Source organism: Nocardioides soli, assembly GCF_014191495.1.
GTDB classification, from domain to species: domain Bacteria; phylum Actinomycetota; class Actinomycetes; order Propionibacteriales; family Nocardioidaceae; genus Nocardioides; species Nocardioides soli.
In genome coordinates this window covers 1,552,327-1,576,893 of record NZ_JACHWR010000002.1, presented here as the reverse complement: position 1 = coordinate 1,576,893, position 24,567 = coordinate 1,552,327, and the positions used below count along the sequence as shown (strand labels likewise).

Here is a 24,567-nt window from a genome sequence, read left to right as displayed (position 1 = left end):
CGACTCATCATGTCCACCCGTCCTCTCGTGCTCGACTTCACCGCGATCGGTCGCAGTGACGTGGCCCTGGTCGGCGGCAAGAATGCCTCCCTCGGTGAGCTGTACCAGCAGCTCGGCGACGACGGCGTCCGCGTCCCTGGCGGCTTCGCGATCACGGCCGCCGCCTACCGGTACGTCCTCGACGAGGCCGAGGCCTGGTCGGAGCTGGCCGAGATTTTCGAGGGCTTCGACCCCGACGACGTCGCCGAGCTGGCGGCGCGGGCGGCTCGCGCGCGCCGCATCGTGTACGACGCCGGGCTACCTGGGGACCTGCGTCAGGAGATCCTCGCGGCGTACCAGGGCCTCCGCGAGCGGTATGGACCCGACCTGCGCGTCGCCGTCCGCAGCAGCGCGACCGCGGAGGATCTGCCCGAGGCCAGCTTCGCCGGCCAGCACGACAGCTTCCTCGACATCGTCGACGAGGAGGGTCTGCTCGAGGCGGTCCGCCGCTGCTTCGCCAGCATCTTCACCGACCGCGGAGTCCACTACCGGCACCGGCAGGGCTACGACCAGCTGGGCGTCTCCCTGTCGATCGGCGTGATGAAGATGGTTCGCTCCGACCTCGCGAGCTCGGGTGTGATCTTCACGCTCGATACCGAGTCCGGCTACCGCGACGCCGTGTTCCTGACCGCTTCCTGGGGCCTGGGCGAGACCGTCGTGCAGGGCGCGGTCGACCCCGACGAGTTCTACGTGCACAAGCCGACCTTCGAGGCGGGCTTCCGGGCGGTGCTGAGGCGCCGTCGGGGTGAGAAGGCGATCCGCATGGTGACCGCTGGAGCATCCGGGACCCGCACCGAGATGACGCCCGCGGTCGACCGGCACCGCTTCTGCCTCACCGACGACGAGGTGCTCGACCTGGCCGGCGCCGCGATCGCGATCGAGCGCCACTACGGCCGGCCCATGGACATCGAGTGGGCGAAGGACGGGCTCGACGGCGCGACGTACGTCGTCCAGGCTCGCCCGGAGACGGCGACGTCGCGCGTCTCGACCACGCTCGAACGGTACGTCGTGGAGTCCCACGGCGACCTGCTCGTCAGCGGCAGAGCTGTCGGTGACCGCCTCGCGGTGGGCCGCGTGCGGATCGTCCGAGACAGCCACCACCTCCAGGACTTCCTGCCCGGCGAGGTGCTGGTCGCGGCGACCACGACTCCCGACTGGGAGCCGGTGATGAAGACGGCGGCCGCGGTGGTCACCGACCGTGGTGGACGCACCTGCCACGCCGCGATCGTCGCCCGTGAGCTCGGCCTGCCGGCCGTGGTGGGCACCGACGACGCCACGACGAGGCTCCTCGACGGTGCCCTCGTCACCGTGTCGTGCGCCGAAGGAGAGACCGGACGTGTCTACGCCGGCGAAGCTGCGTTCCACGTCGACGACATCGACCTCGCCGACCTGCCGCGGCCGTCGACCCGCGTCATGGTCAACCTCGGCAACCCCGCCCTCGCGTTCCGGACCTCGATGCTCCCGAACGACGGCGTCGGGCTGGCCCGCATGGAGTTCATCATCAGCGAGGCCATCAAGGCCCATCCCCTCGCCCTGCTGCACCCCGAGCGGATCGAGGACATGCACGAGCGGGCGCAGGTCGCGACGCTGATCGCCGGCTACCCGGACGGTGCAACCTACTTCGTCGAGCGGCTCTCCGAGGGCGTCGGCACCATCGCCGCGGCGTTCCACCCCAAGCCGGTCGTCGTGCGCATGTCGGACTTCAAGACCAACGAGTACGCGAACCTCCTCGGAGGCTCCTGGTTCGAGCCGCACGAGGAGAACCCGATGCTCGGCTTTCGGGGTGCGTCCCGCTACGCCCACCCGGCGTACGCCGAGGGCTTCGAGCTCGAGTGCCGCGCGATGCGACGGGTGCGCGAGGAGATGGGCCTGACCAACGTCGTGCTGATGCTCCCGTTCGTCAGGCGTATCGAGGAGGCGGACCTCGTCCTGTCCCGGATGGCCGAGCTCGGCTTGGAGCGCGGTCGCGACGGGCTGCAGGTCTATGCGATGTGCGAGATCCCGAACAACGTCATCCTCGTCGACGAGTTCGCCCAGCGTTTCGACGGGTTCTCCATCGGGTCCAACGACCTCACCCAGCTGACGCTCGGTGTCGACCGGGACAGCGCGATCGTCGCGTTCGACTACGACGAGCGCGACGCCGGTGTGAAGCGGATGATCCGGCTCGCCGTGGAGGGCTGCCGGCGCAACGGCATCCACTCCGGCCTGTGCGGACAGGCACCGTCCGACTATCCCGACATGGCCGAGTTCCTCGTCGAGATCGGCATCGACTCGATGAGCCTCAACCCGGACAGCATCCTGCGCACCACGCGCACCGTCGTCGAGGCCGAGCAGCGCCTCGACCCACCACCCGTGAGGAGACCATCATGAAGGCCCTGACGTTCGAAGGCCCGGGGCGCCGGGTCTGGCACGAGGTCCCGGATCCGGTCATCGCCGACCCCGAGGACGCCGTCGTGCGGGTCGACGCCGTGACGATCTGCGGCACCGACCTGCACATCCTCAAGGGCGACGTCCCCGAGGTGACTCCGGGCCGGGTGCTCGGCCACGAGGCGGTCGGCACGATCACCACGGTCGGCACCGGCGTCAACGGGTTCACCGCCGGTGACCGCGTGCTGATCTCCTGCGTCGCCGGCTGCGGCCGCTGCCGCTACTGCCGCGAGAACCAGGATGGCCAGTGCCTCGGCGGCGGAGGGTGGACCCTCGGCCACCTCATCGACGGGACCCAGGCCGAGCAGGTGCGTGTCCCGTTCGCCGACCGCGCCCTGCACCGGCTGCCGGACGCCGTGACCGACGAGCAGGCGCTGCTCCTCGCGGACATCCTGCCCACGGCGTACGAGGTCGGCGTACGCAACGGCCGCGTCCGGCCCGGGGCTACCGTGGCGATCGTCGGGGCGGGCCCGATCGGCCTGGCTGCGATCATGACCGCCCGGCTGATGACGCCCTCGCGCATCGTGGTCATCGACCCCGCGTCCGGACGGCGGGAGGCCGCCGAGCGGCTCGGCGCCGACCTCGCCGTTCCCGACGCGGCGGCCGCCTTCGAGTCGATGAAGACCATGACCGATGGCCTGGGCTTCGACAGCGTGATCGAGGCGGTCGGGATCCCCGAGACCTTCGAGCTGTGCGCCGACCTCGTCCGCCCCGGCGGCACGGTCGCCAACGTCGGCGTGCATGGCGCATCGGCCGCGCTGCACCTCGAGCGCCTCTGGATCAGGAACGTCACGATCACCACCGGCCTGGTCGACACGTCCTCGACGCCGACGCTGCTGCGCCTGCTCGCGGACGGGCGGCTCGCCACCGAGGGCCTGGTCACCCACCGGTTCGGTCTCGACGAGATCCAGGACGCCTACGACGTGTTCGAGCGTCCGCAGGACACCGGCGCCCTGAAGGTCGCGCTCTTCCACCAGTGAGCCAGGAGGTTCGCCATGCACCACATGTCTCTGCACGCCACCGCCGAGGCCTTGGTCGCGCCCGGCAAGGGCATTCTCGCCGCCGACGAGAGCCTGCCGACCATGGCCAAGCGCTTCGCCCGGATCGGCGTCGAGTCGACCGAGCAGGTGCGGCGCCGCTACCGGGAGCTGCTGTTCACGACCTCCGGCCTGAGTGAGCACGTCAGCGGGGTGATCCTGTTCGACGAGACGATCCGACAGCACACCACCGACGGCACTCCCTTCCCCCGGGCGCTCGCGGACACCGGCATCATCCCGGGTATCAAGGTCGACCGCGGCACGAAGCCGCTCGCCGGCTTCCCGGACGAGGTCATCACCGAGGGGCTCGACGGGCTGCGCCCGCGCTTCGACGAGTACGTCGCCCTCGGTGCCCGGTTCGCGAAGTGGCGCGCCGTCATCCGCATCGGTGCCGCCCTGCCGACGCCCGGGTGCCTCGAGGCGAACGCCCATGCCCTGGCCCGCTACGCCGCACTCGCCCAGGAGGCGGGGCTCGTCCCGGTCGTGGAGCCCGAGGTGCTCATGGACGGCACGCACTCGATCCACACCTGCGCCTCCGTGACGACCACGGTGCTGCGCCTGGTCTACGACCAGCTCGCGCGTCAGCGGGTGGACCTCGCGGGGACGCTGCTCAAGCCCAACATGGTGCTGCCCGGGACCGGAAGCGGCGAGCACGTCGACGACACGGAGATCGCCGCGCGGACCCTCGCGGTCCTGCGCGACGCCGTCCCGGCCGCGGTGCCCGGCGTCGTCTTCCTCTCCGGAGGACAGACCGCCGAGCAGGCGACCGCTCGCCTCGACGCGTTGAACCGGCGAGTCCCACAACCGTGGGAGCTGAGCTTCTCCTTCGGCCGGGCCCTGCAGGCGCCCGTGCTCGACGTCTGGGAGGGACGCGAGGACAACGTCGAGGCCGCGCAGAGCGCGCTGCTCGAGCGCGCCTGGCTGAACGGAGCGGCCCGACACGGCCGCTACCGGTCGGACATGGAGGGTGCCGGACGAGCGGCCGCCGGCGCGCAGCCCGGGTCGGGCACCGGGCACAACGTCGTCGCCGGTGGGTGACCTCGGGCCCTGTGCCGGATCCGCCGAGAAGCGTCAGATCGAGAAGGGTGCACCAGCACCAGAGGAGAAGGAGTTCGTCGTGACCATCAGGATCGGGATCAACGGCATGGGTCGGATCGGGCGCGCCTTCGTGCGTCTCGCCGAGCGGGACGACGAGTTGGAGGTCGTCGCGGTCAACGACGTCGCCGAGCCGGCGCAGATCGTGCGGCTGCTGCGCCGCGACAGCACCTTCGGCCGATTCCCCACCGGCGTGCGACACGAGGAGCGGCTCCTGCTCCTCGACGACCGGAAGGTCGCCGTCAGCCAGGAGCGCGATCCCGCTCGGCTGGCCTGGGCGGAGCACGGGGTCGACGTCGTCGTGGAGGCGACCGGCAGGTTCCGCACCCGGGACGAGCTGGCCGCTCACCTCGCCGCCGGCGCCCCTCGGGTGGTGCTCTCCGCGCCCGGCAAGGGCGTCGACGCGACGATCGTCATGGGCGTCAACGACGGCGTCTACGACCCGGCCCACCACGTCGTGGTCTCCAATGCGTCCTGCACGACCAACTGCGTGGCACCGATGGTCAAGGTGCTGCACGACGCCTTCGGAGTTCACCAGGGGTACATGACCACGGTGCATGCCTACACCGGCGACCAGAACCTCCTCGACGGTCCACACAAGGACGCACGCCGAGCACGCTCGGCGGCCATCAACATCGTGCCGACCACGACCGGCGCGGCGCGCGCCGTCGGGCAGGTCCTGCCGGCGCTCGACGGGAGGCTGGACGGCGTCGCGCTCCGGGTCCCCGTCGTCGACGGCTCCTTGGTCGACCTCGCCGTCCTGCTCGACCGCGAGGCCACCCCGGCCGAGGTCAACGACGCGTTCGCCGCAGCTGCGAGCCGAGGCCCGCTCGCAGGGCGACTGCGCTACGAGCCCGAGCCCATCGTCTCGTCCGACATCGTCGGCGACCCCGCCTCCTGTGTGTTCGACGCCGAGCTCACCCAGGCCGCGGGCCGCTTCGCGAAGGTGTTCGGCTGGTACGACAACGAGTGGGGCTACACCAGCCGCCTGGCCGACCTCGTCAGGCTCGTCGGAGGCGGGCGGTGACATCGTGTTCGACGTCCGGTTCCACGGCAGGGGCGGCCAGGGTGTCGTGACCGCGGCCGAGATGCTCTCGGTCGCCGCGTTCGACAGCGGTCTGCACGCCCAGGCCATCCCGACCTTCGGCTCGGAGCGGACCGGCGCGCCGGTCGTCTCCTACTGCCGTATCTCGGAGATCCCGATCCGCTACCACGAGCCCGTGGACCGTCCCGACGCGATCGTCGTGCAGGACCCCACGCTGCTCTCCGTCGTCCCCGTGCTCGACGGAGCAGGGCCCACGACGTACATCCTCATCAACTCCTCCCGTGCCGTCGACGAGATCGACCTCTCCCCCGGCGCCGACGGCACGGCGAGGGAACGGGTCGTCACCATCGCGGCCGGAGACCTGGCCCGCAGCGTGCTCGGCCGGCCACTGCCGAACACCGCTCTCCTCGGCGCGCTCGCCGCGCTGACCGGCGTGATCAGCCTGGAAGCGCTGGTGGAGGCGATCCGGCAGCGGTTCCCCCCGTCGCTGGCGCAGGACAACATCGAGGTCGCCACGAGGGCGCACGCCGCGACGAGGGCCCGGTTCGACCAGAGCGAGGCGGTCAACCGTGCGTGAGCAGATCGAAGGATCGCGGGCCATCGCCCGGACGGTCGCCCGCTGCCGGCCGAACGTCGTCGCCGCGTACCCCATCTCCCCGCAGACCCACATCGTCGAGGAGCTCTCCGACCTGGTGCGGTCCGGGGAGCTCGACCGGTGCGAGTACCTGACCGTCGAGTCCGAGTTCGCCGCCATGTCCGCCTGCATCGGGGCCGCCGCCGTCGGCGCCCGCGCGTACACCGCCAGCGCCAGCCAGGGTCTGCTCTACATGGCGGAGGCCGTCTACAACGCCGCGGGTCTCGGACTCCCGATCGTGATGACCGTGGCCAACCGGGCCATCGGTGCGCCCATCAACATCTGGAACGACCACTCCGACTCGATGGCGCTGCGCGACGCCGGCTGGATCCAGCTCCACGCCGCGTCGGCGCAGGAAGCGGTCGACCTCCACCTGCAGGCGTTCGTGCTCGCCGAGCGCCTCTCGCTCCCCGTGATGGTGTGCATGGACGGGTTCGTCCTCACGCATGCCGTCGAGGAGGTCGAGGTGCCGCTCCAGGAGGATGCCGACCGGTTCGTGCCACCATTCGTCCCCCGGCAGGCGCTCGACCCCGACGCCCCGGTGACGATCGGCGCGATGGTCGGGCCGGAGGCGTTCACCGAGGTGCGGTACCTGGTCCAGCGCCACCTGTCCGGTGCGCTGCACGTCCTACCCGAGGTCGCCTACGACTTCCATCGCCGGTTCGGTCGCCGCGCCGGCGGCTTGGTCAGTGCCTACCGCGCCCAGAACGCCGACACCGTGCTCGTGACCATCGGCTCGGCGGCGGGTGCTGCACACGAGGTCGTCGACCAGCTGCGCGGCCGGGGCATCGCCGCCGGCTCGCTCGCCGTCACCTGCTTCCGTCCCTGGCCGGCCGACGCGGTCCGCACGGCGCTCGCCGGCGCCCGCCAGGTGATCGTCGTCGAGCGTGCGTTCAGCCCCGGCAGCGGGAGCATCCTGGGGCGCGACGTCCGCGACGCGCTTCCCGACCGGACCGAAGTGATCGAGGTGGTGGCTGGTCTCGGCGGACGCCCGGTGCGCCGCGCCGGCCTGCTCCGCCTGGTCGAGGACGTTCAGGCGTACCGCATCCGCCCGGGGCGACTGCACTTCCTCGACCTCGACCGCGGGCTCCTCGCTCGTGCGACGGCGGGTGAGGAGGGACCATGAGCGAGTCGAGGCTGTACCAGATCGGCACCTTCGGGGTCGGCAACCGGCTCCTGACGCCCGAGGACCAGACCGTGCAGGCCGGATCCGACCGGCCACGGTCGATCACCCGGGGCCATCGCGCCTGCCGGGGCTGCGGCGAGGCGCTCGGCGCGCGGTTCGTCCTGGACAGCGCCGTCCGCGCCGCCGGGCGCGACCTCGTCACCGTCAACGCCACCGGGTGTCTCGAGGTCTTCTCCTCTCCGTACCCGGAGTCCGCGTGGCAGGTCCCGTGGCTGCACTCGCTCTTCGGGAACGCGCCGGCCGTCGCGTCCGGCATGGCGGCCGGGCTGAAGGCGCTCGGCCGCGAGACCCGGGTCGTCGGCCAGGCCGGGGACGGTGGGACCGTCGACATCGGCTTCGCGTGCCTGTCCGGCATGTTCGAACGCGACGACGACGTCCTGTTCGTCTGCTACGACAACCAGGGCTACATGAACACCGGCGTCCAGCGCTCCGGAGCGACACCCCCGGCAGCCCGGACCGCGACGACCTCCGAGCTCGGGGATCCGCCCGGCGCCCGGTTCGGCCAGGGCAAGTTCGTGCCGCTCATCGCGATGGCTCACGACATCCCGTACGTCGCCACCGCCTCGGTGGCCGACCTGCACGACCTGGAGCGCAAGGTCGGCCGAGCGATGCAGCTCCACGGCGCCCGTTACCTCCACGTGCTCGTGCCGTGCCCACTCGGCTGGGCGGCCGACTCGGCCGACACCGTGCGCCTCGCCCGACTGGCCACGGAGTCGGGCATGTTCCCGCTCTTCGAGGCCGAGCGCGGTGAGATCACCGCGGTCACGCCCATCCGCCGCCAGGTGCCCGTCGACGACTACCTGCGGCTGCAGGGACGCTACGCCCACCTCTTCGGAGAGCACCCGCGTCCCGATCTCGTCCGGCGGATCCAGGCGGCCGCCGACCGGAACATCACCCGCTTCGGCCTGCGCGGGGCGGCGAGCTGAGGAGACCGTCATGAACCACCCCTTCGCCATCACGTTGGACGTCGGCACCAGCCGCGCCAACCACACCGGGGCCTGGCGCACCGAGCGCCCGGTCTACGTCTCGCTCCGTCCGCCCTGCGCCGAGGGCTGCCCCGCCGGCGAGGACGTGCGCGAGTGGCTCCGCGATGCCGAGGACGGGGAGACCGGCTACGAGCGCGCGTGGCGACGGATCATGGAGACGAACCCGTTCCCCGCCGTGATGGGCCGGATCTGCTACCACCCCTGTGAGTCGGCCTGCAACCGCGGGTCCCTGGACGAGGCCGTCGGGATCAACGCCGTCGAGCGCTTCCTCGGCGACGAAGCCCTCCGGCACCGTTGGTCGGTCACGGCCGTGCGGCCACCGTCCGGACGACGAGCTCTCGTCGTCGGCGCCGGTCCGGCCGGGCTGAGCGCGGCGTACCACCTCGCCCGCCTCGGGCACGACGTCACCGTCGCGGACGCGGCACCGGAGCCCGGCGGCATGATGCGCTACGGCATCCCCGCCTACCGGCTGCCGCGAGACGTGCTCGATGCCGAGATCGAGCGGATCGTGGGACTCGGAGTCACGCTGCGCCTCGACTCCCCCGTCGCCGATCTCGAGGCGGAGCTGCATGACGGACGGTTCGACGCGGCCTTCCTGGCGGTCGGTGCTCAGCTGGGACGGCGGACCTACCTGCCGGCCGGCTCGGCCGCGCGGGTACTGGACGCCGTCGAGCTCCTCCATGACGTCTCCGAGGGCGACCGTCCACTGCTGGGTCGTCGAGTCGCGGTCTACGGCGGCGGCAACACCGCCATGGACGCCGCCCGGACCGTCCGGAGGCTCGGCGCCGAGGACGCCGTCGTCGTGTACCGCCGCACCCGGGACCGGATGCCCGCGCACCCCTCCGAGGTCGCGGAGGCCGAGGCCGAGGGGGTGCGCTTCACCTGGCTCTCGACCGTCACCGACGTCGACGACGACGGCCTCACGATCGAGCGGATGGAGCTCGATGAGAACGGCTTTCCCCAACCCACCGGGACGTTCGAGCACCTCGCCGCCGACTCCCTCGTCCTCGCCCTCGGACAGGACACCGACCTCCGCTTCCTCGACGGCATGGCCGGGCTCGAGTCCGTCGACGGGGTCCTGTCCGTCGACGACACTTTGATGACCGGACGTCCGGGTCTCTTCGCCGGAGGCGACATGGTCCCCGACGTCCGGTCCGCGACGTACGCGGTGGGCCATGGCCGGCGCGCCGCCGCCTCGATCGACACCTGGCTGCGTGGTGAGTTGCCCGGCTCCGACTCCCCGGGCGAACCGGCGACGTACGACCGGCTGCACACCTGGTACTACACGGACGCTCCCCGCAGCCACCGACCCGTGCTCGAGGCCGCGCGGCGGGCGTCGACATTCGACGAGGTGGTGCGAGGACTGGACGCGGAGACCGCCCTCGACGAGGCCCGCCGCTGCCTGTCCTGCGGCACCTGCTTCGCCTGCGACAACTGCTTCGGCATGTGTCCCGATGACGCCGTCATCAAGACCGACGATCCAGCAGCGCCGTACGTCATCGACCTCGACTACTGCAAGGGCTGCGGCATCTGCGCCGCGGAGTGCCCGGCCGGCGCCATCACGATGGTTCGCGAGGAGGACTGACCGTGGACGGAATCCCGCGACGGCGCCTCCGGCCGGTCGCGACGACCGTCCTCGTACTGGTCGCCTCCGCTGCCGCGGGATGCGGTGGGTCGAGCACGTCGACCACCGTGAGGCCGGGCCCGTCCGTCCGGGCGCCGGTGACCGTGCAGTACGCACCCGGGCTGACGGCGGAGGTGTTCCTGCCCGAGGGGATCAAGCGGGCCCCGCTCGTGGTCCTCGTGCCCGGGGGCGGGTGGTACACCGCCGATCCCTCGGGCCTGACCGGACTCGGCGCCTACCTCGCCGTCCACGGGGTCATCGCCGCGCCCACGCACATCAGGGCGGCCCAGGACGGCGTCACCTACCCGACGCCCGTGGAGGACGTCCTGTGCGCGGTCGCCGCGGTCACCGCGCAGGTCCGGTCGCAAGGCTTCGTCACGAATCACGTCGCGGTGCTCGGACACTCGTCTGGAGCGCACCTCGCCGCGCTCGCGGTGCTGGCGCCCGACGACTACTCGCCCTCCTGCGGCTCTCCCCGCGTGCGGCCCGACGCCCTGATCGGACTGGCCGGGCCCTACGACGTGGGCGCGGTGCCCGACCTGGCGACGGTGCTCCTCGGCAGCAGCCCGGACGACGACCCGGCTGCTTGGGCGGCCGCGAACCCGGTCGAGCGCGCCGCCCTGCGCCCGGAGGTCCCCGTCCTCCTGCTCCACGGCACGGCGGACGAGATCGTGCCGGTCGACCTCACCTCTCGGTTCGCGACGGCCCTGGACGCTGTGGGTCACCCGACGACGGTGCGGCTCCTGTCCGGTGTGGACCACGAGGCCGTCTTCGGCGCCGACGTCGCTGGCCCGCCGGTGGTCCGGTGGCTGGCGGGTCTGCCGGCAGCGGCCGTCCGTCCTCCCCAGCACGGTCAAGGTGCGCGGCGTCGCCGCCGCACCGGGAGGCAACCCGCCCCGCAGGCGTGGCTTCGAGACTCCTCCGCTCGCACGCCATCAGCCCGAGCCGGCCCTCGCCGGACCGTCTCGAGGCTCGGTCACGACGGCCGGCGTAGGCGACGCGGGATGCCCGCGTCCGGCACCCGCGCGGGCGCGATCCGCGCCTTCACGTCCACCAGGTGACACCCGGCTGGGCCGGCGACGACGGGATTCAGGTCGAGCTCGGCCACCGCAGGAGTCTCCTCGGCCAACCTCCCGACCCGCACCAGGAGCGCAACCAGGCCGTCGACGTCGGCGCGCGCACCCCCGCGGTAGCCGTCCAGCAACGGCCACACCCGCAGCGAGCGGATCGCGCGCGTCGCATCGCGAGGCGTCACCGGCGGGACGAGGAAGGTTCGGTCATCCAGAACCTCGATCGCGACACCGCCGGCACCGACCATCACGAGCGCCCCGAAGCGGGGGTCCTGCAGGATGCCGATCGCCATCTCCACGCCGGCGACCATCGGCTGGACCAGGACCGGTGCCGGGCCACCGAGCGTCTCGTCGAACGCCCGGACCGCGTCACGCACGTCGGCCGGCGTCCGGAGGTCGGTCCTGACCAGCCCTCGTTCGGTCCGGTGCACGGTCGAGCCCTGCGCCGTCTTGACGGCCACCGGGAACCCGATCCTCGTCGCGGCCGCCTCGGCCTCCGCCGCGCCCGGGACGACGACCCCCTCCGGCACGAGGCCGTACTCTCCCAGCACCTGCTCGCGCTCGTCGGCGCCGAGCCAGCCGCCGTCGGGGCTGACCTCGAGCAGTCGGTGCACGGCGGCACGGGTGCGGTGGCCGCGGGCCGGGTCGTCCGCGGGAGGCGGCGCGTGCGGCTCCTGCCGCCACTCCTCGTACATGGCGGCACGGGCGAGGGCTCCCAGCGCTGCCGACGCGCTGCGGTAGGTCGTGATGCCCGCCGATGCGGGAACGTCGAGCCCGCCGAGCGGCACGAGGACCAGAGGTTTGTCCGGCCGTCGACGACGTACCTCCTCGATGAGCGGCTGCGCACCGGCCAGGTCGGTGACGGCGGTGGCGACCAGCACGACCAGGAGCGCGTCGACCTCGCCGGAGGCGAGCAGCTCGTCGACGAGCGCGGCCAGAGCATCGGGAGCGGCGCCGGCCCCGGCGTCGACGGGGTTCGACGTGCCCGGAACGCCCGGGGCCGCGGCGGACAGCGCATCCTGCAGGCGCGCGGAGAGCTGGGGCACGAGGAGGCCACAGGCCTCGGCGGCATCGGCGGCGAGCACGCCCATGCCCCCGGCGTTGCTGAGGATCGCCACCCGGCGACCCTGGGGGCGCGGCTGGTGTTGGAGGAGCAGGGCACACTCCACCAGCTGCTCGGCGTTCTCGCACGCCACCACGCCCGCCTGCGCGAACAGGGCGCGGATCCCCACCTCCGGCGTCGCCGCGGCCGCCGTGTGGGAGGCCCCGGCGCGTCGCCCCCCGGACGATCGCCCACCCACGACGGCGAGGAGCGGCTTGCGTTCGCTGAACCCCCGAGCTATCCGGGCGAACTTGGGCGCGTTCCCGAAGGACTCCAGGTAGAGGCCGGCGGCCGTCACACCCGGGTCGTCGCGCCAGGCCGCCAACAGGTCGTTCCCGGAGATGTCGACCTTGTTGCCCAACGAGACCAGCAGCCCGACACCGACTCCCGACTCACGGGCGAGGTCCGCGAGGACGATCGCCACACCGCCGGACTGGGAGGCGAGGGCGAGTCCCCCCGGTGGGGGTGTCGTGCTGCCGAACGTCGCGTTGAGACGCACCGCCGGATCCGTGTTCATCAGTCCCAGACAGTTGGGGCCGACCAGGCGGATGCTGTTCGCGCGCGCCAGGTCGAGGATGCCGCGTTGCAGCGCCTCGCCTTCCGCGCCGATCTCGGCGAAGCCCGAGGACAGCACGACCGCACCGCGACACCTCGCTCGGGCCGCGTCCTCCAGCACGGACCGCACGTGGACGGCGGGCACCGCGACCACCACGAGGTCGACCCCTCCCTCGAGTGCGGAGAGGCTGGACACGACCTCGACGCCCTCGCTTCCCTCGATCGTCTCGCCGCGCGGGTGGACGACGTACACGTCGCCGGTGAACCCGCCGGCGACGACGGACCGCAGCACGGCGGCACCGACACCCGTCCCGTCACGGCGCACACCGACCACCGCGACCGAGGTCGGGAACAGCACCGGGCGCAGCGATCGCGACTCCGAGCGCGCCTCCCGCTCGTCTGCCGCGCGTACGGCCTCGGCCGACGCCGTCGTGTCCATCTCGACGTGGATGCAGCTGCCCTCGACGTTGCGGGAGGACGAGAAGCCGGCGTCGTGCAGCACCCTGAGCATCGAGGTGTTGTCGAGGAGGACGTCCGCGATGAACCGGCGGACGCCATGGTCGCGCCCGACGGCGGCGAGGTGCTCCAGCAGGAGGCTGCCGATCCCCAGATCGTGGCTCTCGTCGGCGACGACGAAGGCGATCTCCGCGGTCCCGGGACCGACGATCTCGGCCGTGCCCAGAGCAACCAGCGCGCCCCGACGCTCGACGACGAGCGCGAGCACCTCCGGCACGTCGAGCACGTGCTCGACGTAGCGGCCGCCCGCGGTCGTGCTGGTCGAGAAGAACCGGAGCCGCACGTTGTCGACGCTCATGCGCTCGTGGAGTGTCACCAGTGCCGCGCGGTCGGCCTCGACGGCCGGCCTGATCGACGCCACGGTGCCGTCCGAGAGGAGCACGTCGGCGCGGGCTCCGGGTCTTCCGACGGGACGCACGTCCGTGCCCTCAGCCAGGCGTGCGATCGCGGGCCGGTGGCGCGGTGGCCGGGTCGACGACCATCACGGGGCACGCGGCCTCGCGGAGTACGGCGCGGACGATCGACCCCAGGTGCGGGCCCCACGACAACGTCGGCCGATGTCGGCCGAGAAGGAGCAGTCCTGCGGACTCGGACTCCTCCGTGAGCATGTCGGCCGCCCGGGCATGCCGAACCACCAGCTCGACGGCGACGTCCGGGTGCCGACGCAGCGTCGGCGCCACCTCACGCTCGAGATCATGGCGCAGCTCATCCTCGAAGGCCCGGGCCGCCCCGCCTACGAGCACGAGGTCGTCGTAGGCGTCGTCGAAGTGCCAGGCGTGCACGATCCGGAGGCGTCCATGTCGCAGCTCGGCCTCGTCGAACGCGGTCGCGAGCAGGTGAGGTGCGGTCAGCACATCGTCGACGCCCACGACCACGACGGGCTCGCGCGACGGCTCCGGGGCCCACTCACCGGGGACGACCACCACCGGGACCGATGCGTGCGCCGCCACTCCGTTCGCCGTGGACAGGGTCACGACGCGTCGCCAACCCCGTGGGCGGCGCTGCACGACGATGCTTCGTGCGCCGCGAGCACTGCCGACCAGCTCGGGGACGGTGGGCCCGAACAGCACGGCCGTCAGGACCGGCGCGTCCGGGAGCTCGTGGCCCAGGGCGGCGGCCAGCTCGTCGACCACGTCCGAACCCGCTCGGCGCAGCGTGTCGCCCTCGACCACCATCGGCTCCGAAGAGCCCAGGAGCTCCATGGCCGGTACGACGTGCACCAGACGGACGCGGCCACCGCGCCGCCGCAGGTCGGCGACGACGTAGGCGAGCCCGGCTTCCGATTCCTTGTCAGCCACGGCTGCGACGACGGTCTCCGCGGTGTTCTCCAGCATGGTGTTCTCCAGCATGGTGCCCTCCCCGCTCTCCCTCCATGTTCCTCCGGTGGCCCGCACCGTCACCAGGGCCCTTGGGCCCCGGCCCAGGGACCCGGGACCCACCCGAGCCCCGGTACAGCCGACCCACCACGGCAACGACCGCCGCCGGGACTGCGGCCAGGATCGCCACGAGCGCGATCTGGGAGGCGGAGGCCGCCGTCGTGTCGAGCAGCTCGCACAGCGGCGGCCAGACCGCCCCCGCGACCAGGAGCAACGCGGCTCCCGCGACCGCCGCTTCCAGGCTCCGGGCGCGCCAGCCGCCGTCGCCCCGGGGCGCACGTAGGACCAGCGCCAGCCACAGCTGCGCCAGTCCGAGACCGAGGAAGATGGTGGTCCGGCGTGCCCCCTCCCCCTCGACCGACAGGCCCACCGCCAACGCCACGACGGCGATCAGCGCCGCCGTCGCGGCGATCTGCGGCAGCAGCCCACCGAGCACCGAGCGCTCCGGCGACGGCGACGGCCGACGCATGTCGACCGGGTCGGCGGGCTCCCCGCCGAACGCCACACCGGGGAGCCCGTGGGTCACCATGTTGATCCACAGGATCTGTCCCGGGGTGAGAGGCAGCGGCATGCCCAGCCACGGCGCGAGGAGCAGGACGAGGACCTCCGCCAGCCCCCCGGACAGGCCGTAGCGCAGGAACCGCCGGATGTTGGCGTAGATCCGGCGGCCCTCCTGCACCGCTGCGACGACTGTCCGCAGGTCATCGTCGGCCAGCACCAGGTCTGCCGCCTGGCGCGCGACCTCCGTCCCCCGATTGCCCATCGCGACACCGATGTCGGCGTTGCGCAGGGCGGGCGCGTCGTTCACACCGTCCCCCGTCATCGCGACCACCGCCCCGCGGCGCTGCCAGGCGGCGACGATGTCGACCTTGTCCTGGGGGCGGGTCCGTGCGTACACGCCGATGTCGCTGACTCGCTCGGCATGTCGTCCGCCGGCCACGTCGGCCCCGGTGGCCACCTCCGGACCGTCGAGGGTGATGGTGAGCTCGTCGGCGATGGCTCGGGCGGTCGCCGGGTGGTCTCCGGTGATCATCACCGCTCGGATGCCCGCCTCGCGACACGCGGAGACGACGTCGCGGGCGGACTCTCGTGGCGGGTCGACGAGTGCGACCAGGCCGCGGAGCATCAGGCCCGCCGGACGGTCCCGGTCGAGATCCACCTCGGCGTCCGGGTCGTCCCGGAGGGCGTCGGCGACCGCGAGGACGCGGTACCCCCGTCGGGCGAGCCCCTCTGCCGCGATCCGGGCGGCCTCCGCCCGCGCCGGGTCGCCGAGGGCGTCGAACACGGCCTCGGGAGCGCCCTTGCAGACGACGAGGCGACCGACGGAGCTGCGATGGATCGTCACCATGCGCTTGGTCGTGCTGTCGAACGGAAGCTCGCCGACGCGGCACCACTGCTCCGACAGGGCCAGGAATCCCGGATCGTGCTTCGCAGCCGCGACCAGGAGCGCCCCTTCCATGGGGTCGCCGACGACCGTCCACTCTCCGGCCGCGGGTCCGGTGAGTCGGGCATCGTTGCAGAGCACGACGTCTCGGAGCAGGAGCGACAACGCCTCACCGTCGACGACCTCGTCGATCGGGTCGAAGCCGCCCGCCACGGCGTATCCGCCTCCCGAGACTCGCCAACTGCCGTCCGGCGTCCACACCAGTCCCACGGTCATCCGGCCCTCGGTGAGCGTCCCGGTCTTGTCCGTCGCCAGCACCGTGACCGAGCCCAGGGTCTCGACCGCAGGCAGGCGGCGCACGAGTGCGTTCCGGCGCGCCATCCGATAGGCGCCCAACGCCAGTGCCACGGTGACGACCGCGGGCAACGACTCGGGGATCGCGGCCACCGCCAGGCTCACCGCGACCACGAGCATGTCAGTGAGATCCTGGCCGCGCGCGATCCCGAGGACCAGGACGAGCGCGGCGACTGCGAGCGTCAGCCAGACCAGCTGCCCCGACAGGCGGGAGAGTCGCCGCTGCAACGGTGTCGTCCGGACTCCGGCGGCGACGACCGCGGCGGCGATGCCGCCGAGGGCGCTGGTCGTCCCGGTCCGGACCACCTGCCCGAGCGCCCGGCCACGGGTCAGCACGCTGCCCGCGAGCAGCTCCGCACCGCTCTCGCGGCTCACCGGGACCGACTCCCCCGTCATCGACGACTCATCGACCTGAACGCCGGCCGCCTGGACCAGCACGACGTCGGCGGGCACGACGTCACCGGCATCCAGCCGGACCTGGTCGCCCGGCACGAGATCCGCGGTGGGGACTCGGACCGGCCGCCCGTCCCGGATCGCCGTCGCCTCGGGCGCCGCGAGCTGCTCCAGTGCTGCGAGCGCGTTCGCCGCCCGGACCTCCTGGACCACGCCGATCGCGGTGTTGAGGCACACCACCGCGACGATGATGGCCGCGTCCGGGAGGTCGCCCACGGCGGCGACGACGACGAAGGCCCCCAGCAGGAGCAGGATCATGGGGTCGCGTAGCTGGTCGCCGACCCGTCTCCAGACCGAGCGGCGTGGACCGCGCGGAATGACGTTGGGGCCATGCCGGCTCAGCAGGGCCGCCGCTTCCTGTTCCGACAGGCCGGTCGACTGCGATGGTGGCGAGCCGTTCACCCGGACCGCCTCTCCCCGCCCGTGCGCACCGTGGCCCCCGTCGGGCGAGCGACGGGGGCCACGACCTCGATCATCTCGTCGCCGGCTACTCGGCCGGCAGCTCCCGATGCGTGATCGGGATCGTCGACGAGGCGACCGGAGCCCTCATCGGCATGGTGACGGTGAGGACACCGTCGACGTACTCCGCGGCCACGTCCTCCGCCGTCGTGCCGGGCGGCATCGAGACCACTCGCTCGAAGCTCCCGTACCGGATCTCCGTGTGGTGCAGATCGTGCTCCTCGGCACGGCGCTCTCCGCGCAGACGCAGCACGTTCCCGTCCACCGACAGCTCGATGTCCTTGGTCGGGTCGACGCCGGGGATGTCCGCTCGAACGACCCGGCGATCTCCGTCGACGAACTCCTCGATCCTGATGCTGGGGTTGGCGACCAGCCCCATCCAGTTCCGCAGCTCGTCCACCAACGACTGGCCGTTGCGCTCAACGGTCGTGCTCATGGCGATCTCACTCCTTCCTTCCTCGGCACCGTCGGTCACGTCCAGCAGACCGCGCTCCCGCAATCGGCCCCAGGGCAGAAGGTCCCGCCTCACGACAGACCCAGGTCATCGATGTTCCTCGTACTCCGGCGGGTACGTCGGACCCGCGTGCTCGACCTCGGCGGCGGCCGTCGGCGTCCAGACGGTCTCCTCGCCGGTATCGGACCAACGCACCCAGAACGGCGGATGGCCATCGGCATGATCACCGGAGAGCACCTCCGCCCGGCGCGCTGGCGACCCGGCGCCCCCACCCGTAACGATCTGGTCACCCCTGAACGCATACATGTTCCTGCTCCTTCGTCTCATCACAGATCCACGACCGACCCGGCGCTCGGCCAGCCCGATCGCGCCAGACGCGCAGCGAACTCGCCCGGGTTGCTGCGCTCGATCGCATCGAGGAGCCGCTCCCGCTCACAGACGAGCTGCAGCGCGACTCCAGGAGGCGTGCGACGGTCACGCAGCTGCTCCGATGTGCGCAGCCAGCGCCGCTCCAGGTCACGAATGCTCCATCGCTCCAGCGTGTCGGACGTCGCCGCCGAGCTGCGGCCGCGAAGCCACCTCGCACCGCGCTCCAGGAGCGGCGGGCTGGAGACCGCCAGCCCGAGGAGCACGAGGACACCCCAGCCGCCGAGGGCACAGGGCAGACCGACCAGCAGGAGCCCGGTGAGTGCGAGCCAGCTCGCGCAACTGCCGGCGATCCGCCAACGACGTTCACCCTCGACCCACGACAGAGCGAGCGAGCCGCCCAGCACCGCGAGTCCGATCAGCGTTCCGGCCACGCCCCACCAGCCCAGCCGTGCTCCGCCAGCGAGCAGCGCGGCGAGGGCAGACCCGGCGATCGCCGTGGCCCAGATCCCCCGATATGCCCTCATGCGACCACGGTGCTCCCGTTCGCTCTCGCGCCTGCAGGGCCGAACGACCCGTCGCCCGGGACCTCGGGCCACCGAGAGCCGGGATCTCGGAGCGAGTGGGAAGGGACCGTTGACCATTGCCGCTTCACGCGCGACGGATCAGCGTGGTGGCATGGATGCCGCCGAGCCCTCTCTCCTGGTGCGGTCGCTTCCGGACGTGCTCGTAGGACTCGGCACCACGATGGACGGCCTGACCGATCAGGAGGCGCACGCGCGTCTCGACCGCTATGGCCCCAACGAGCTGGCGGTCCATCGGGGGCCGTCTCTGCTGACCTCGCTGGTCAGGCAGCTCATCCACCCTCTCGCGCTGCTCCTCTGGCTGGCCGCGACACTGTCCTTTCTGACCGGCGCGGTCACCCTCGGGGTCGCCATCCTGCTCGTCATCGCTCTCAACGCGGCGCTCGCGCTGCTCCAGGAGCGCCACGCCGAGCACGCCGTGGCCGCCCTCAGCGCCTACCTGCCGCCCCACGCACTCGTCGTCAGGGACGGACGCCGGAACCGTATCGAAGCACGTGCGGTGGTGCCCGGCGATCTCGTCGTGTTCGGCGAGGGCGACGCCGTCTGCGCGGATGCGAAGATCCTGTCGGGCGCCGTCGAGGTCGACCTCTCGGCGGTGACCGGGGAGTCGGTTCCCGTCGTGAGAGCAGCTGCCCAAGCCGGCGATGAGATCACACAGCGACTCCTCGACTCGACCGATGTGCTGCTCTCCGGGACGACGTGCACCACCGGTGACTGCCTCGCTGTCGCCGTCGAGACCGGGATGGGCACCGAGCTCGGCCGGATCGCTGGGCTCAGCGGCCGAACGACACAGGAGCCCAGCCCGCTCGAGCGTCAGGTGCGACGGGTGGCCTGGCTGATCGCCGCGGTGGCGGTCGGAGTCGGACTGGCCTTCCTGCCACTCGGTGTGCTGGCCGGTCTCAGCGTGGCGGACGCCGCTGTCTTCGCCATCGGTCTGCTGGTGGCCAACGTGCCCGAGGGTCTCCTGCCCACGATCACGCTCGCCCTGGCCGTCGGCGTCGCCGACCTCGCGCGACGTGGAGGCCTGGTCAAGCGGCTCAGCGCCGTCGAGACACTCGGGTCCACAGACGTCATCTGTACGGACAAGACCGGGACCCTGACCCAGAACCGGATGAGCCTGCACAGCATCTGGGACGCCACCGCGCGTCATGCGCCGGATGGTCCCGTCCGTTCGGCGATGGCGCACGTGTTGAGATCGTGCACGACCGCAGACCCGGTGGCACGGACCGGTGACCCGACCGAGCTCGCCCTCCTCGACGCCGCGTCCTCGCTCGCCACGGCTGCGAATCGCGCGGAGCGGCGGGACGCGACGTACAGCTTCGATCCCCGACTGCGCCTGATGTCGGTGGTGGTCGACGACCGGCGACGGACCAGCCAGATCCTCACGAAGGGCGCGCCCGAGGCCGTGCTCGCCCGGTCGGTCTCGGTCATGACCCCCGACGGCGAGGCCAGTCCGCTGAGCGCCGAGGAGCGCGATCGCCTGCTGGAGCGGCTGAACGAGCTGGCCGGGCGAGGTCTGCGCATCATCGCCTGCGCCCAACGCGAGCTGCCACCGCCGGGCGACGTGCCGGACCGGGCACAGGTGGAGCAGGAGCTCGTCCTGATCGGCTTCGCCGTGTTGTCGGACCCACTCCGTGACGCGGTCCCGGACGCGGTCGAGGAGGCGCACCGAGCCGGCATCACCATTCACGTCATCACCGGTGACAACGGCGGCACCGCGTCCGCCATCGCCGCCTCCGCCGGCATCGGTGACGCCGGGCGATCGGTGATCGTCACGGGCACCGAGCTCGAGGCGATGGACGACACTGAGGTGGATCGGCTGCTCGCGAGCGGCCACGAGGTCGTCTTCGCTCGCAGCGCCCCGGAGGACAAGCTGCGCATCGCGGACCGCCTCCAGCACGTCGGTCACGTCGTCGCCATGACCGGTGACGGCGTCAACGACGCCCCGGCACTGCGCAAGGCCGACATCGGCGTGGCCATGGGCAGGAGCGGCACCGACGTGGCGCGCGAAGCAGCCACCATGGTGCTCACCGACGACGACTTCGCCACGATCATCCGCGCGGTCCAGGCGGGCCGGCGCGTCTACGACAACGTGCGCAAGTTCATCCTGTACATCTTCGCGCACGCCGTACCCGAGATCGTGCCCTTCCTCTTCTTCGCCCTCTCCGGTGGCGCCATCCCACTCGGGCTCACGATCGTGCAGATCCTGATGATCGACCTCGGAACCGAGACTCTTCCGGCGCTCGCGCTCGGACGCGAGGCGGCCGAGCCCGGCCTCATGTCGCGCCCTCCGCGGGACCGCCGCGAGAGCATCATCACCGGCCGGATGCTGGTGCGCGCCTGGGCCATCCTCGGCGTGACCTCGGCCGCCCTCGTGATGGCCGGCTTCCTCTGGGTCCTCTACGACGCCGGCTGGCGGCCCGGCGACGCGACCGGTCCCGGCACCGCACTCCACGACGACTACCTGCGGGCCACCACGATGACTTTCGCGGGTATCGTCGCCTGCCAGATCGGTACGGCGATGGCGGCACGCACCGACCACGTCTCACTTCTGGCGATCGGCGTGCTCTCCAACCGGCTCCTGCTGGCCGGTATCGCGTTCGAGGTCACGGTCACGGCCGCCGCGATCTACCTGCCGGCCGCCCAGTCGGTTCTCGGAACCCGCCCCCTACACGGTCGCGAGCTCGCCGTGCTTGCCAGCTTCCCCGTCATCGTGTGGGGTGTCGATGAGCTCTATCGGTGGGTCAGACGCACCAGGCGTCTGACCCGCGACCGGGCCGGGCACTTGGTCCCGAACCGGTGACGACTCTCGCCCCTGCGCGGCATCCGTCAGGAAGGCGAGCGTGGCCCCATGTCCACCACCACGAGCCGCGCCGGGCGCGAAGGCCTCGCGTTCACGGAACGACACCCCGGCGCCGCCGCCGGCCTCTCCCTGCTGGTCCTCGTGCTCGTCGCCAGCCTGATCGGCGGACTCGTCGGCGAGGTCCTCACACACCTGATCCGGATCGCGTTGAGCACGGCCGTGAGCGGATCATGACCGATTCTCGGACCATGACCGCCTGGGTCGTGCAGACACCTGGCCCCATGTCGACCCGCCCCCTCGTCGCGACGGAGAAGCGCATGCCCGATCCCGCCGGGAACGAGCTGCTCGTGGCCGTGGAGGCCTGCGGCGTCTGCCGCACCGACCTCCATCTCGCCGAGGGCGATCTGCCGCCGCATCACCCCAGAACGACTCCGGGGCACCAAGTGGTGGGCCGGGTCGTTGCCGCCGGGTCCGCCACCGACCGCTTCGCGGTCGGCGACCGGGTCGGGGCCGCCTGGCTGCGGGGCACTTGCGGCGAGTGCCGTTGGTGCCGCGCCGGCAGGGAGAACCTCTGTCCGACTTCGACGTACACGGGGTGGGACGCCGACGGCGGCTTCGCCGAGCAACTCCTGGTACCGGCCCCCTACGCCTATCGGCTGCCGGAGGACGTCTCCGCCACCGACCTGGCCCCGCTCCTGTGTGCGGGCATCATCGGCTACCGCGCACTGCGACGCACGAACCTGCCCGCGGGTGGACGCCTGGGGGTCTACGGCTTCGGCTCGAGCGCCCACCTCACCGCCCAGGTCGCCCTCGCCCAGGGCGCCGAGCTGTTCGTGGCATCGCGCGGAGAGGGCGATCGTGCTCTCGCCCGACGCCTTGGTGCCTCCTGGGTCGGCGCGGCGGCCGACCGACCGCCCGTCGCACTGGACGCAGCCATCGTCTTCGCGCCAGCAGGCGACCTGGTCCCGGTCGCGCTCGAGGCCGTCGGGCCGGGAGGCACGGTCGTGCTGGCCGGCATCCATATGTCGACGATCCCGGCGATGACGTACCACGATCACCTGTTCCTGGAGCGGGACCTCCGGTCGGTCACGTCCAACACGCGGCGCGACGGCGAGGAGCTGCTCCGGCTCGCCGGACGGATCGAGATCCGACCGAAGGTCACGACGTACGGGTTCGAGAGCGCCGATCGTGCGCTGGCCGACCTGGCCGCTGGAAGGATCAGCGGCTCCGCGGTGCTCGCCGTCGAGCGGTGATCAGCTACTCGGCACCCACCACACGAGCTCGGTGCCCTCTCCCGCGCCCGAGGTGATGGACAGATGGCCACCGCGCTGCTCGGCGCGTCGGCGCATATTGGAGAGCCCACTCTCGACCACCTCGTCCGGCATCCCGGCACCATCGTCGACGACCCGCAGCCGGACGCCGTCGACCACGCTGAGCTCGACGAGGCACGACGACGGCTGTGCGTGCCGGGAGGCGTTCGACAGGGCCTCGGTGAGAACCGCCAGCACGTCCGGCGCCAGGTCCTCACCGACGCGGGTCCGAACCGGACCTTCGAACCGCAGCTCGGGGCGGAACTTCAGCGTTCCCGCCGCCCGGTCCACCACGTCCGTGACGGCCGCGCGTAGGTCGCCGCCGGTGTCCATCGACCCGAGGGCGAAGATCGTGCGCCGAATGTCGCGGATCGTGATGTCGAGGTCGTCGACGGCCTCCTCGAGCCGCTCGACCACCCCCGGGGGCACGTCGAGGCGCATCGTTCCCTGGAGCCCGAGCCCGACGGCGAACAGGCGCTGGATCACCAAGTCGTGCAGGTCCCGCGCGATCCGATCGCGATCCTCGAGGAGCACGAGGCGCTCCTGGTCACGCCGCGAACGTGCCACGTGCAGTGCCAGCGCCGCTTGCTCGGCGAACAGCGTCGGGAGCGATGCGTCCGTGGTGAAGGCCGTGGGATCCGTCCCTTGGCGCCACGCCAGGGCGACTACGCCCTCGGATCCCGCAGCGCTGCTCAGGGGCACGAAGACCGCCGGACCGAGCGGATCCCACCCCAGCAGCTCGGCGACGTTGAGCGCCCGAGTGTCGGCCGCCAGGTCCTCGACCGTGACGGGAACGCCGTTGGCGACCACGACCCGGGCCAACGATCCACTCAGGTCCAGGGTCGCCATGACCTCCGGGTCGGCCGGTCTGCCCGAGACCACCCGGAGCGACAACTGGGACTCGTCCGGACCGGCGACCACCCACGCCACATCGGCACCCGCCAGGTCTCGAGCCCTGTCCGCGACGATCTGGAGGGCGCTCTCGTCGGCGTCGGGCCGCAGCAGCAGCGCCGTCAGCTCGGCCGCAGCCGAGAGCCAGCGCTCCCGGCGTGCCGCTTCGTCGTGCAGCCGGGCGTTCTCGATCGCCACCCCGGCCGCCGCAGCCAGGGCGACCACGATGTCCTCGTCCTGAGTCGTGAAGTCTCCCCCCTCGGTCTTCTCGGTCAGGTAGAGGTTGCCGAACACCTTGTCGCGAATCCGCACCGGCACGCCGAGGAACGTACGCATGGCCGGATGGCCCGAGGGGAAGCCGTAGGAGGCCGCATGGGCGGAGATGTCGTGCAGGCGGAGCGGCTCGGGCCGGTCGACCAGCAGGCCGAGCAGGCCATGTCCCTCGGGAAGGTGCCCGATGCGCTGGGCCTCCTCCTCGGAGATCCCGTGCGTGACGAAGCTGGACAGACGCCTGCCGGCGCCGTCCCCGATCACACCCAACGCGGCGTACCGGGCCTGCGCCAGCCCCGCAGCGATCTCCACGATCCTGGCCAACAGATCGTCGAGGCTCAGATCGGCCGCCATGCTGACCACGGCCTCGAGCAACAGCTGCCAGCGCTCCTGCTCCTCCAAGGCGCCATGGACCCGCTCGATCAACTCCCGTAGCAGGTCGTCGAAGGAGGCAGCGCCCAACTGGGTGCTGGACCAGTGCGACCGCTCAACGGCGTGCCGCGGGCCAGAGTCCATGCTCCCTCCCGTGAGCAGCCTACCCTCACAA

19 protein-coding genes are annotated in these 24,567 nt (G+C 72.0%); 12 read left to right on the top strand and 7 right to left on the bottom strand.

Features of this window, described 5'->3' with window-relative positions; all coding sequences use genetic code 11:
* Window positions 1–9: 9 nt before the first annotated feature.
* The 9 genes from ppsA to FHU40_RS17715 all read left to right on the top strand — a co-directional run bounded on the left by ppsA (window position 10) and on the right by FHU40_RS17715 (window position 11,134).
* Window positions 10–2,409 (top strand): phosphoenolpyruvate synthase, encoded by a 2,400-nt coding sequence (gene ppsA / locus FHU40_RS17755; RefSeq protein WP_183593547.1) that lies wholly within the window; start codon window positions 10–12, stop codon window positions 2,407–2,409.
* Window positions 2,406–3,446 (top strand): zinc-dependent alcohol dehydrogenase family protein, encoded by a 1,041-nt coding sequence (locus FHU40_RS17750; protein WP_183593546.1) that lies wholly within the window; start codon window positions 2,406–2,408, stop codon window positions 3,444–3,446. The genes ppsA and FHU40_RS17750 overlap by 4 nt, the downstream gene beginning before the upstream one ends.
* A 15-nt stretch (window positions 3,447–3,461) precedes the next feature.
* Window positions 3,462–4,541 carry a class I fructose-bisphosphate aldolase gene (locus tag FHU40_RS17745; RefSeq protein ID WP_183593545.1) on the top strand — a complete coding sequence of 360 codons (1,080 nt, stop codon included), beginning with the start codon at window positions 3,462–3,464 and terminating at the stop codon, window positions 4,539–4,541.
* A 79-nt stretch (window positions 4,542–4,620) separates the two neighbouring features.
* A complete protein-coding gene (gap, locus tag FHU40_RS17740; RefSeq protein ID WP_183593544.1) occupies window positions 4,621–5,625 on the top strand; it encodes a type I glyceraldehyde-3-phosphate dehydrogenase in 1,005 nt (334 codons plus the stop codon).
* Window positions 5,626–5,629: 4 nt separating this feature from the next.
* On the top strand, window positions 5,630–6,220 hold the full coding sequence (locus tag FHU40_RS17735; protein WP_183593543.1) for a 2-oxoacid:acceptor oxidoreductase family protein: 591 nt from the start codon (window positions 5,630–5,632) through the stop codon (window positions 6,218–6,220).
* Entirely contained in the window at window positions 6,213–7,403 is a 1,191-nt protein-coding gene (gene porA, locus FHU40_RS29605) for a pyruvate ferredoxin oxidoreductase (RefSeq protein ID WP_183593542.1), read from the top strand. Before FHU40_RS17735 ends, porA begins: the two co-directional genes overlap by 8 nt.
* A complete protein-coding gene (locus FHU40_RS17725; RefSeq protein ID WP_183593541.1) occupies window positions 7,400–8,389 on the top strand; it encodes a thiamine pyrophosphate-dependent enzyme in 990 nt (329 codons plus the stop codon). The genes porA and FHU40_RS17725 overlap by 4 nt, the downstream gene beginning before the upstream one ends.
* Before the next feature lie 10 nt (window positions 8,390–8,399).
* Window positions 8,400–10,034: an NAD(P)-binding protein gene (locus FHU40_RS17720; RefSeq protein WP_183593540.1), complete on the top strand. Its 1,635-nt coding sequence runs from the start codon at window positions 8,400–8,402 to the stop codon at window positions 10,032–10,034.
* A 2-nt stretch (window positions 10,035–10,036) separates the two neighbouring features.
* Window positions 10,037–11,134 (top strand): alpha/beta hydrolase, encoded by a 1,098-nt coding sequence (locus FHU40_RS17715; protein ID WP_183593539.1) that lies wholly within the window; start codon window positions 10,037–10,039, stop codon window positions 11,132–11,134.
* On the opposite strand, the gene FHU40_RS17710 is transcribed toward FHU40_RS17715, so the two are convergent.
* The 6 genes from FHU40_RS17710 to FHU40_RS17685 all read right to left on the bottom strand — a co-directional run bounded on the left by FHU40_RS17710 (window position 11,050) and on the right by FHU40_RS17685 (window position 18,689).
* On the bottom strand, window positions 11,050–13,734 hold the full coding sequence (locus FHU40_RS17710) for a GNAT family N-acetyltransferase (RefSeq protein WP_183593538.1): 2,685 nt from the start codon (window positions 13,732–13,734) through the stop codon (window positions 11,050–11,052). The two genes, FHU40_RS17715 and FHU40_RS17710, sit on opposite strands and share 85 nt — an antisense overlap.
* A 10-nt stretch (window positions 13,735–13,744) precedes the next feature.
* Window positions 13,745–14,665: a universal stress protein gene (locus FHU40_RS17705; RefSeq protein WP_183593537.1), complete on the bottom strand. Its 921-nt coding sequence runs from the start codon at window positions 14,663–14,665 to the stop codon at window positions 13,745–13,747.
* Window positions 14,607–17,285 (bottom strand): HAD-IC family P-type ATPase, encoded by a 2,679-nt coding sequence (locus FHU40_RS17700; protein ID WP_183593536.1) that lies wholly within the window; start codon window positions 17,283–17,285, stop codon window positions 14,607–14,609. The genes FHU40_RS17705 and FHU40_RS17700 overlap by 59 nt, the downstream gene beginning before the upstream one ends.
* A gap of 85 nt (window positions 17,286–17,370) precedes the next feature.
* Window positions 17,371–17,778 carry an Hsp20/alpha crystallin family protein gene (locus FHU40_RS17695; RefSeq protein ID WP_183593535.1) on the bottom strand — a complete coding sequence of 136 codons (408 nt, stop codon included), beginning with the start codon at window positions 17,776–17,778 and terminating at the stop codon, window positions 17,371–17,373.
* 105 nt (window positions 17,779–17,883) lie between these two features.
* Window positions 17,884–18,102 carry a DUF1918 domain-containing protein gene (locus FHU40_RS17690; RefSeq protein WP_183593534.1) on the bottom strand — a complete coding sequence of 73 codons (219 nt, stop codon included), beginning with the start codon at window positions 18,100–18,102 and terminating at the stop codon, window positions 17,884–17,886.
* A 20-nt stretch (window positions 18,103–18,122) separates the two neighbouring features.
* Entirely contained in the window at window positions 18,123–18,689 is a 567-nt protein-coding gene (locus tag FHU40_RS17685) for a hypothetical protein (protein ID WP_183593533.1), read from the bottom strand.
* Window positions 18,690–18,840: 151 nt separating this feature from the next.
* Here FHU40_RS17685 and FHU40_RS17680 point away from each other — a divergent pair, with 151 nt between their 5' ends.
* From FHU40_RS17680 to FHU40_RS17670, 3 genes are read left to right on the top strand one after another with little or no spacing between them, the layout of a single operon-like run.
* Window positions 18,841–21,549: a cation-translocating P-type ATPase gene (locus tag FHU40_RS17680; RefSeq protein WP_183593532.1), complete on the top strand. Its 2,709-nt coding sequence runs from the start codon at window positions 18,841–18,843 to the stop codon at window positions 21,547–21,549.
* Between the two features lie 48 nt (window positions 21,550–21,597).
* Window positions 21,598–21,783, top strand: a complete 186-nt coding sequence (locus tag FHU40_RS17675; protein ID WP_183593531.1) for a hypothetical protein — start codon at window positions 21,598–21,600, stop codon at window positions 21,781–21,783.
* A complete protein-coding gene (locus tag FHU40_RS17670; RefSeq protein ID WP_343057908.1) occupies window positions 21,780–22,802 on the top strand; it encodes a zinc-dependent alcohol dehydrogenase family protein in 1,023 nt (340 codons plus the stop codon). The genes FHU40_RS17675 and FHU40_RS17670 overlap by 4 nt, the downstream gene beginning before the upstream one ends.
* Here FHU40_RS17670 and FHU40_RS17665 read toward each other — a convergent pair whose 3' ends face one another.
* On the bottom strand, window positions 22,803–24,536 hold the full coding sequence (locus tag FHU40_RS17665) for a sensor histidine kinase (protein ID WP_183593529.1): 1,734 nt from the start codon (window positions 24,534–24,536) through the stop codon (window positions 22,803–22,805).
* Window positions 24,537–24,567 lie beyond the last annotated feature (31 nt).

Bases quoted from the DNA above. Each gene is read 5' to 3' on its own strand.
- ppsA (WP_183593547.1), top strand. From the start codon at position 10: ATGTCCACCCGTCCTCTCGTGCTCGACTTCACCGCGATCGGTCGCAGT.
- FHU40_RS17750 (WP_183593546.1), top strand. From the start codon at position 2,406: ATGAAGGCCCTGACGTTCGAAGGCCCGGGGCGCCGGGTCTGGCACGAG.
- FHU40_RS17745 (WP_183593545.1), top strand. From the start codon at position 3,462: ATGCACCACATGTCTCTGCACGCCACCGCCGAGGCCTTGGTCGCGCCC.
- FHU40_RS17725 (WP_183593541.1), top strand. From the start codon at position 7,400: ATGAGCGAGTCGAGGCTGTACCAGATCGGCACCTTCGGGGTCGGCAAC.
- FHU40_RS17720 (WP_183593540.1), top strand. From the start codon at position 8,400: ATGAACCACCCCTTCGCCATCACGTTGGACGTCGGCACCAGCCGCGCC.
- FHU40_RS17705 (WP_183593537.1), bottom strand. From the start codon at position 14,665: ATGCTGGAGAACACCATGCTGGAGAACACCGCGGAGACCGTCGTCGCA.
- FHU40_RS17695 (WP_183593535.1), bottom strand. From the start codon at position 17,778: ATGAGCACGACCGTTGAGCGCAACGGCCAGTCGTTGGTGGACGAGCTG.
- FHU40_RS17690 (WP_183593534.1), bottom strand. From the start codon at position 18,102: ATGTATGCGTTCAGGGGTGACCAGATCGTTACGGGTGGGGGCGCCGGG.
- FHU40_RS17685 (WP_183593533.1), bottom strand. From the start codon at position 18,689: ATGAGGGCATATCGGGGGATCTGGGCCACGGCGATCGCCGGGTCTGCC.
- FHU40_RS17680 (WP_183593532.1), top strand. From the start codon at position 18,841: ATGGATGCCGCCGAGCCCTCTCTCCTGGTGCGGTCGCTTCCGGACGTG.
- FHU40_RS17675 (WP_183593531.1), top strand. From the start codon at position 21,598: ATGTCCACCACCACGAGCCGCGCCGGGCGCGAAGGCCTCGCGTTCACG.
- FHU40_RS17670 (WP_343057908.1), top strand. From the start codon at position 21,780: ATGACCGATTCTCGGACCATGACCGCCTGGGTCGTGCAGACACCTGGC.
- FHU40_RS17665 (WP_183593529.1), bottom strand. From the start codon at position 24,536: ATGGACTCTGGCCCGCGGCACGCCGTTGAGCGGTCGCACTGGTCCAGC.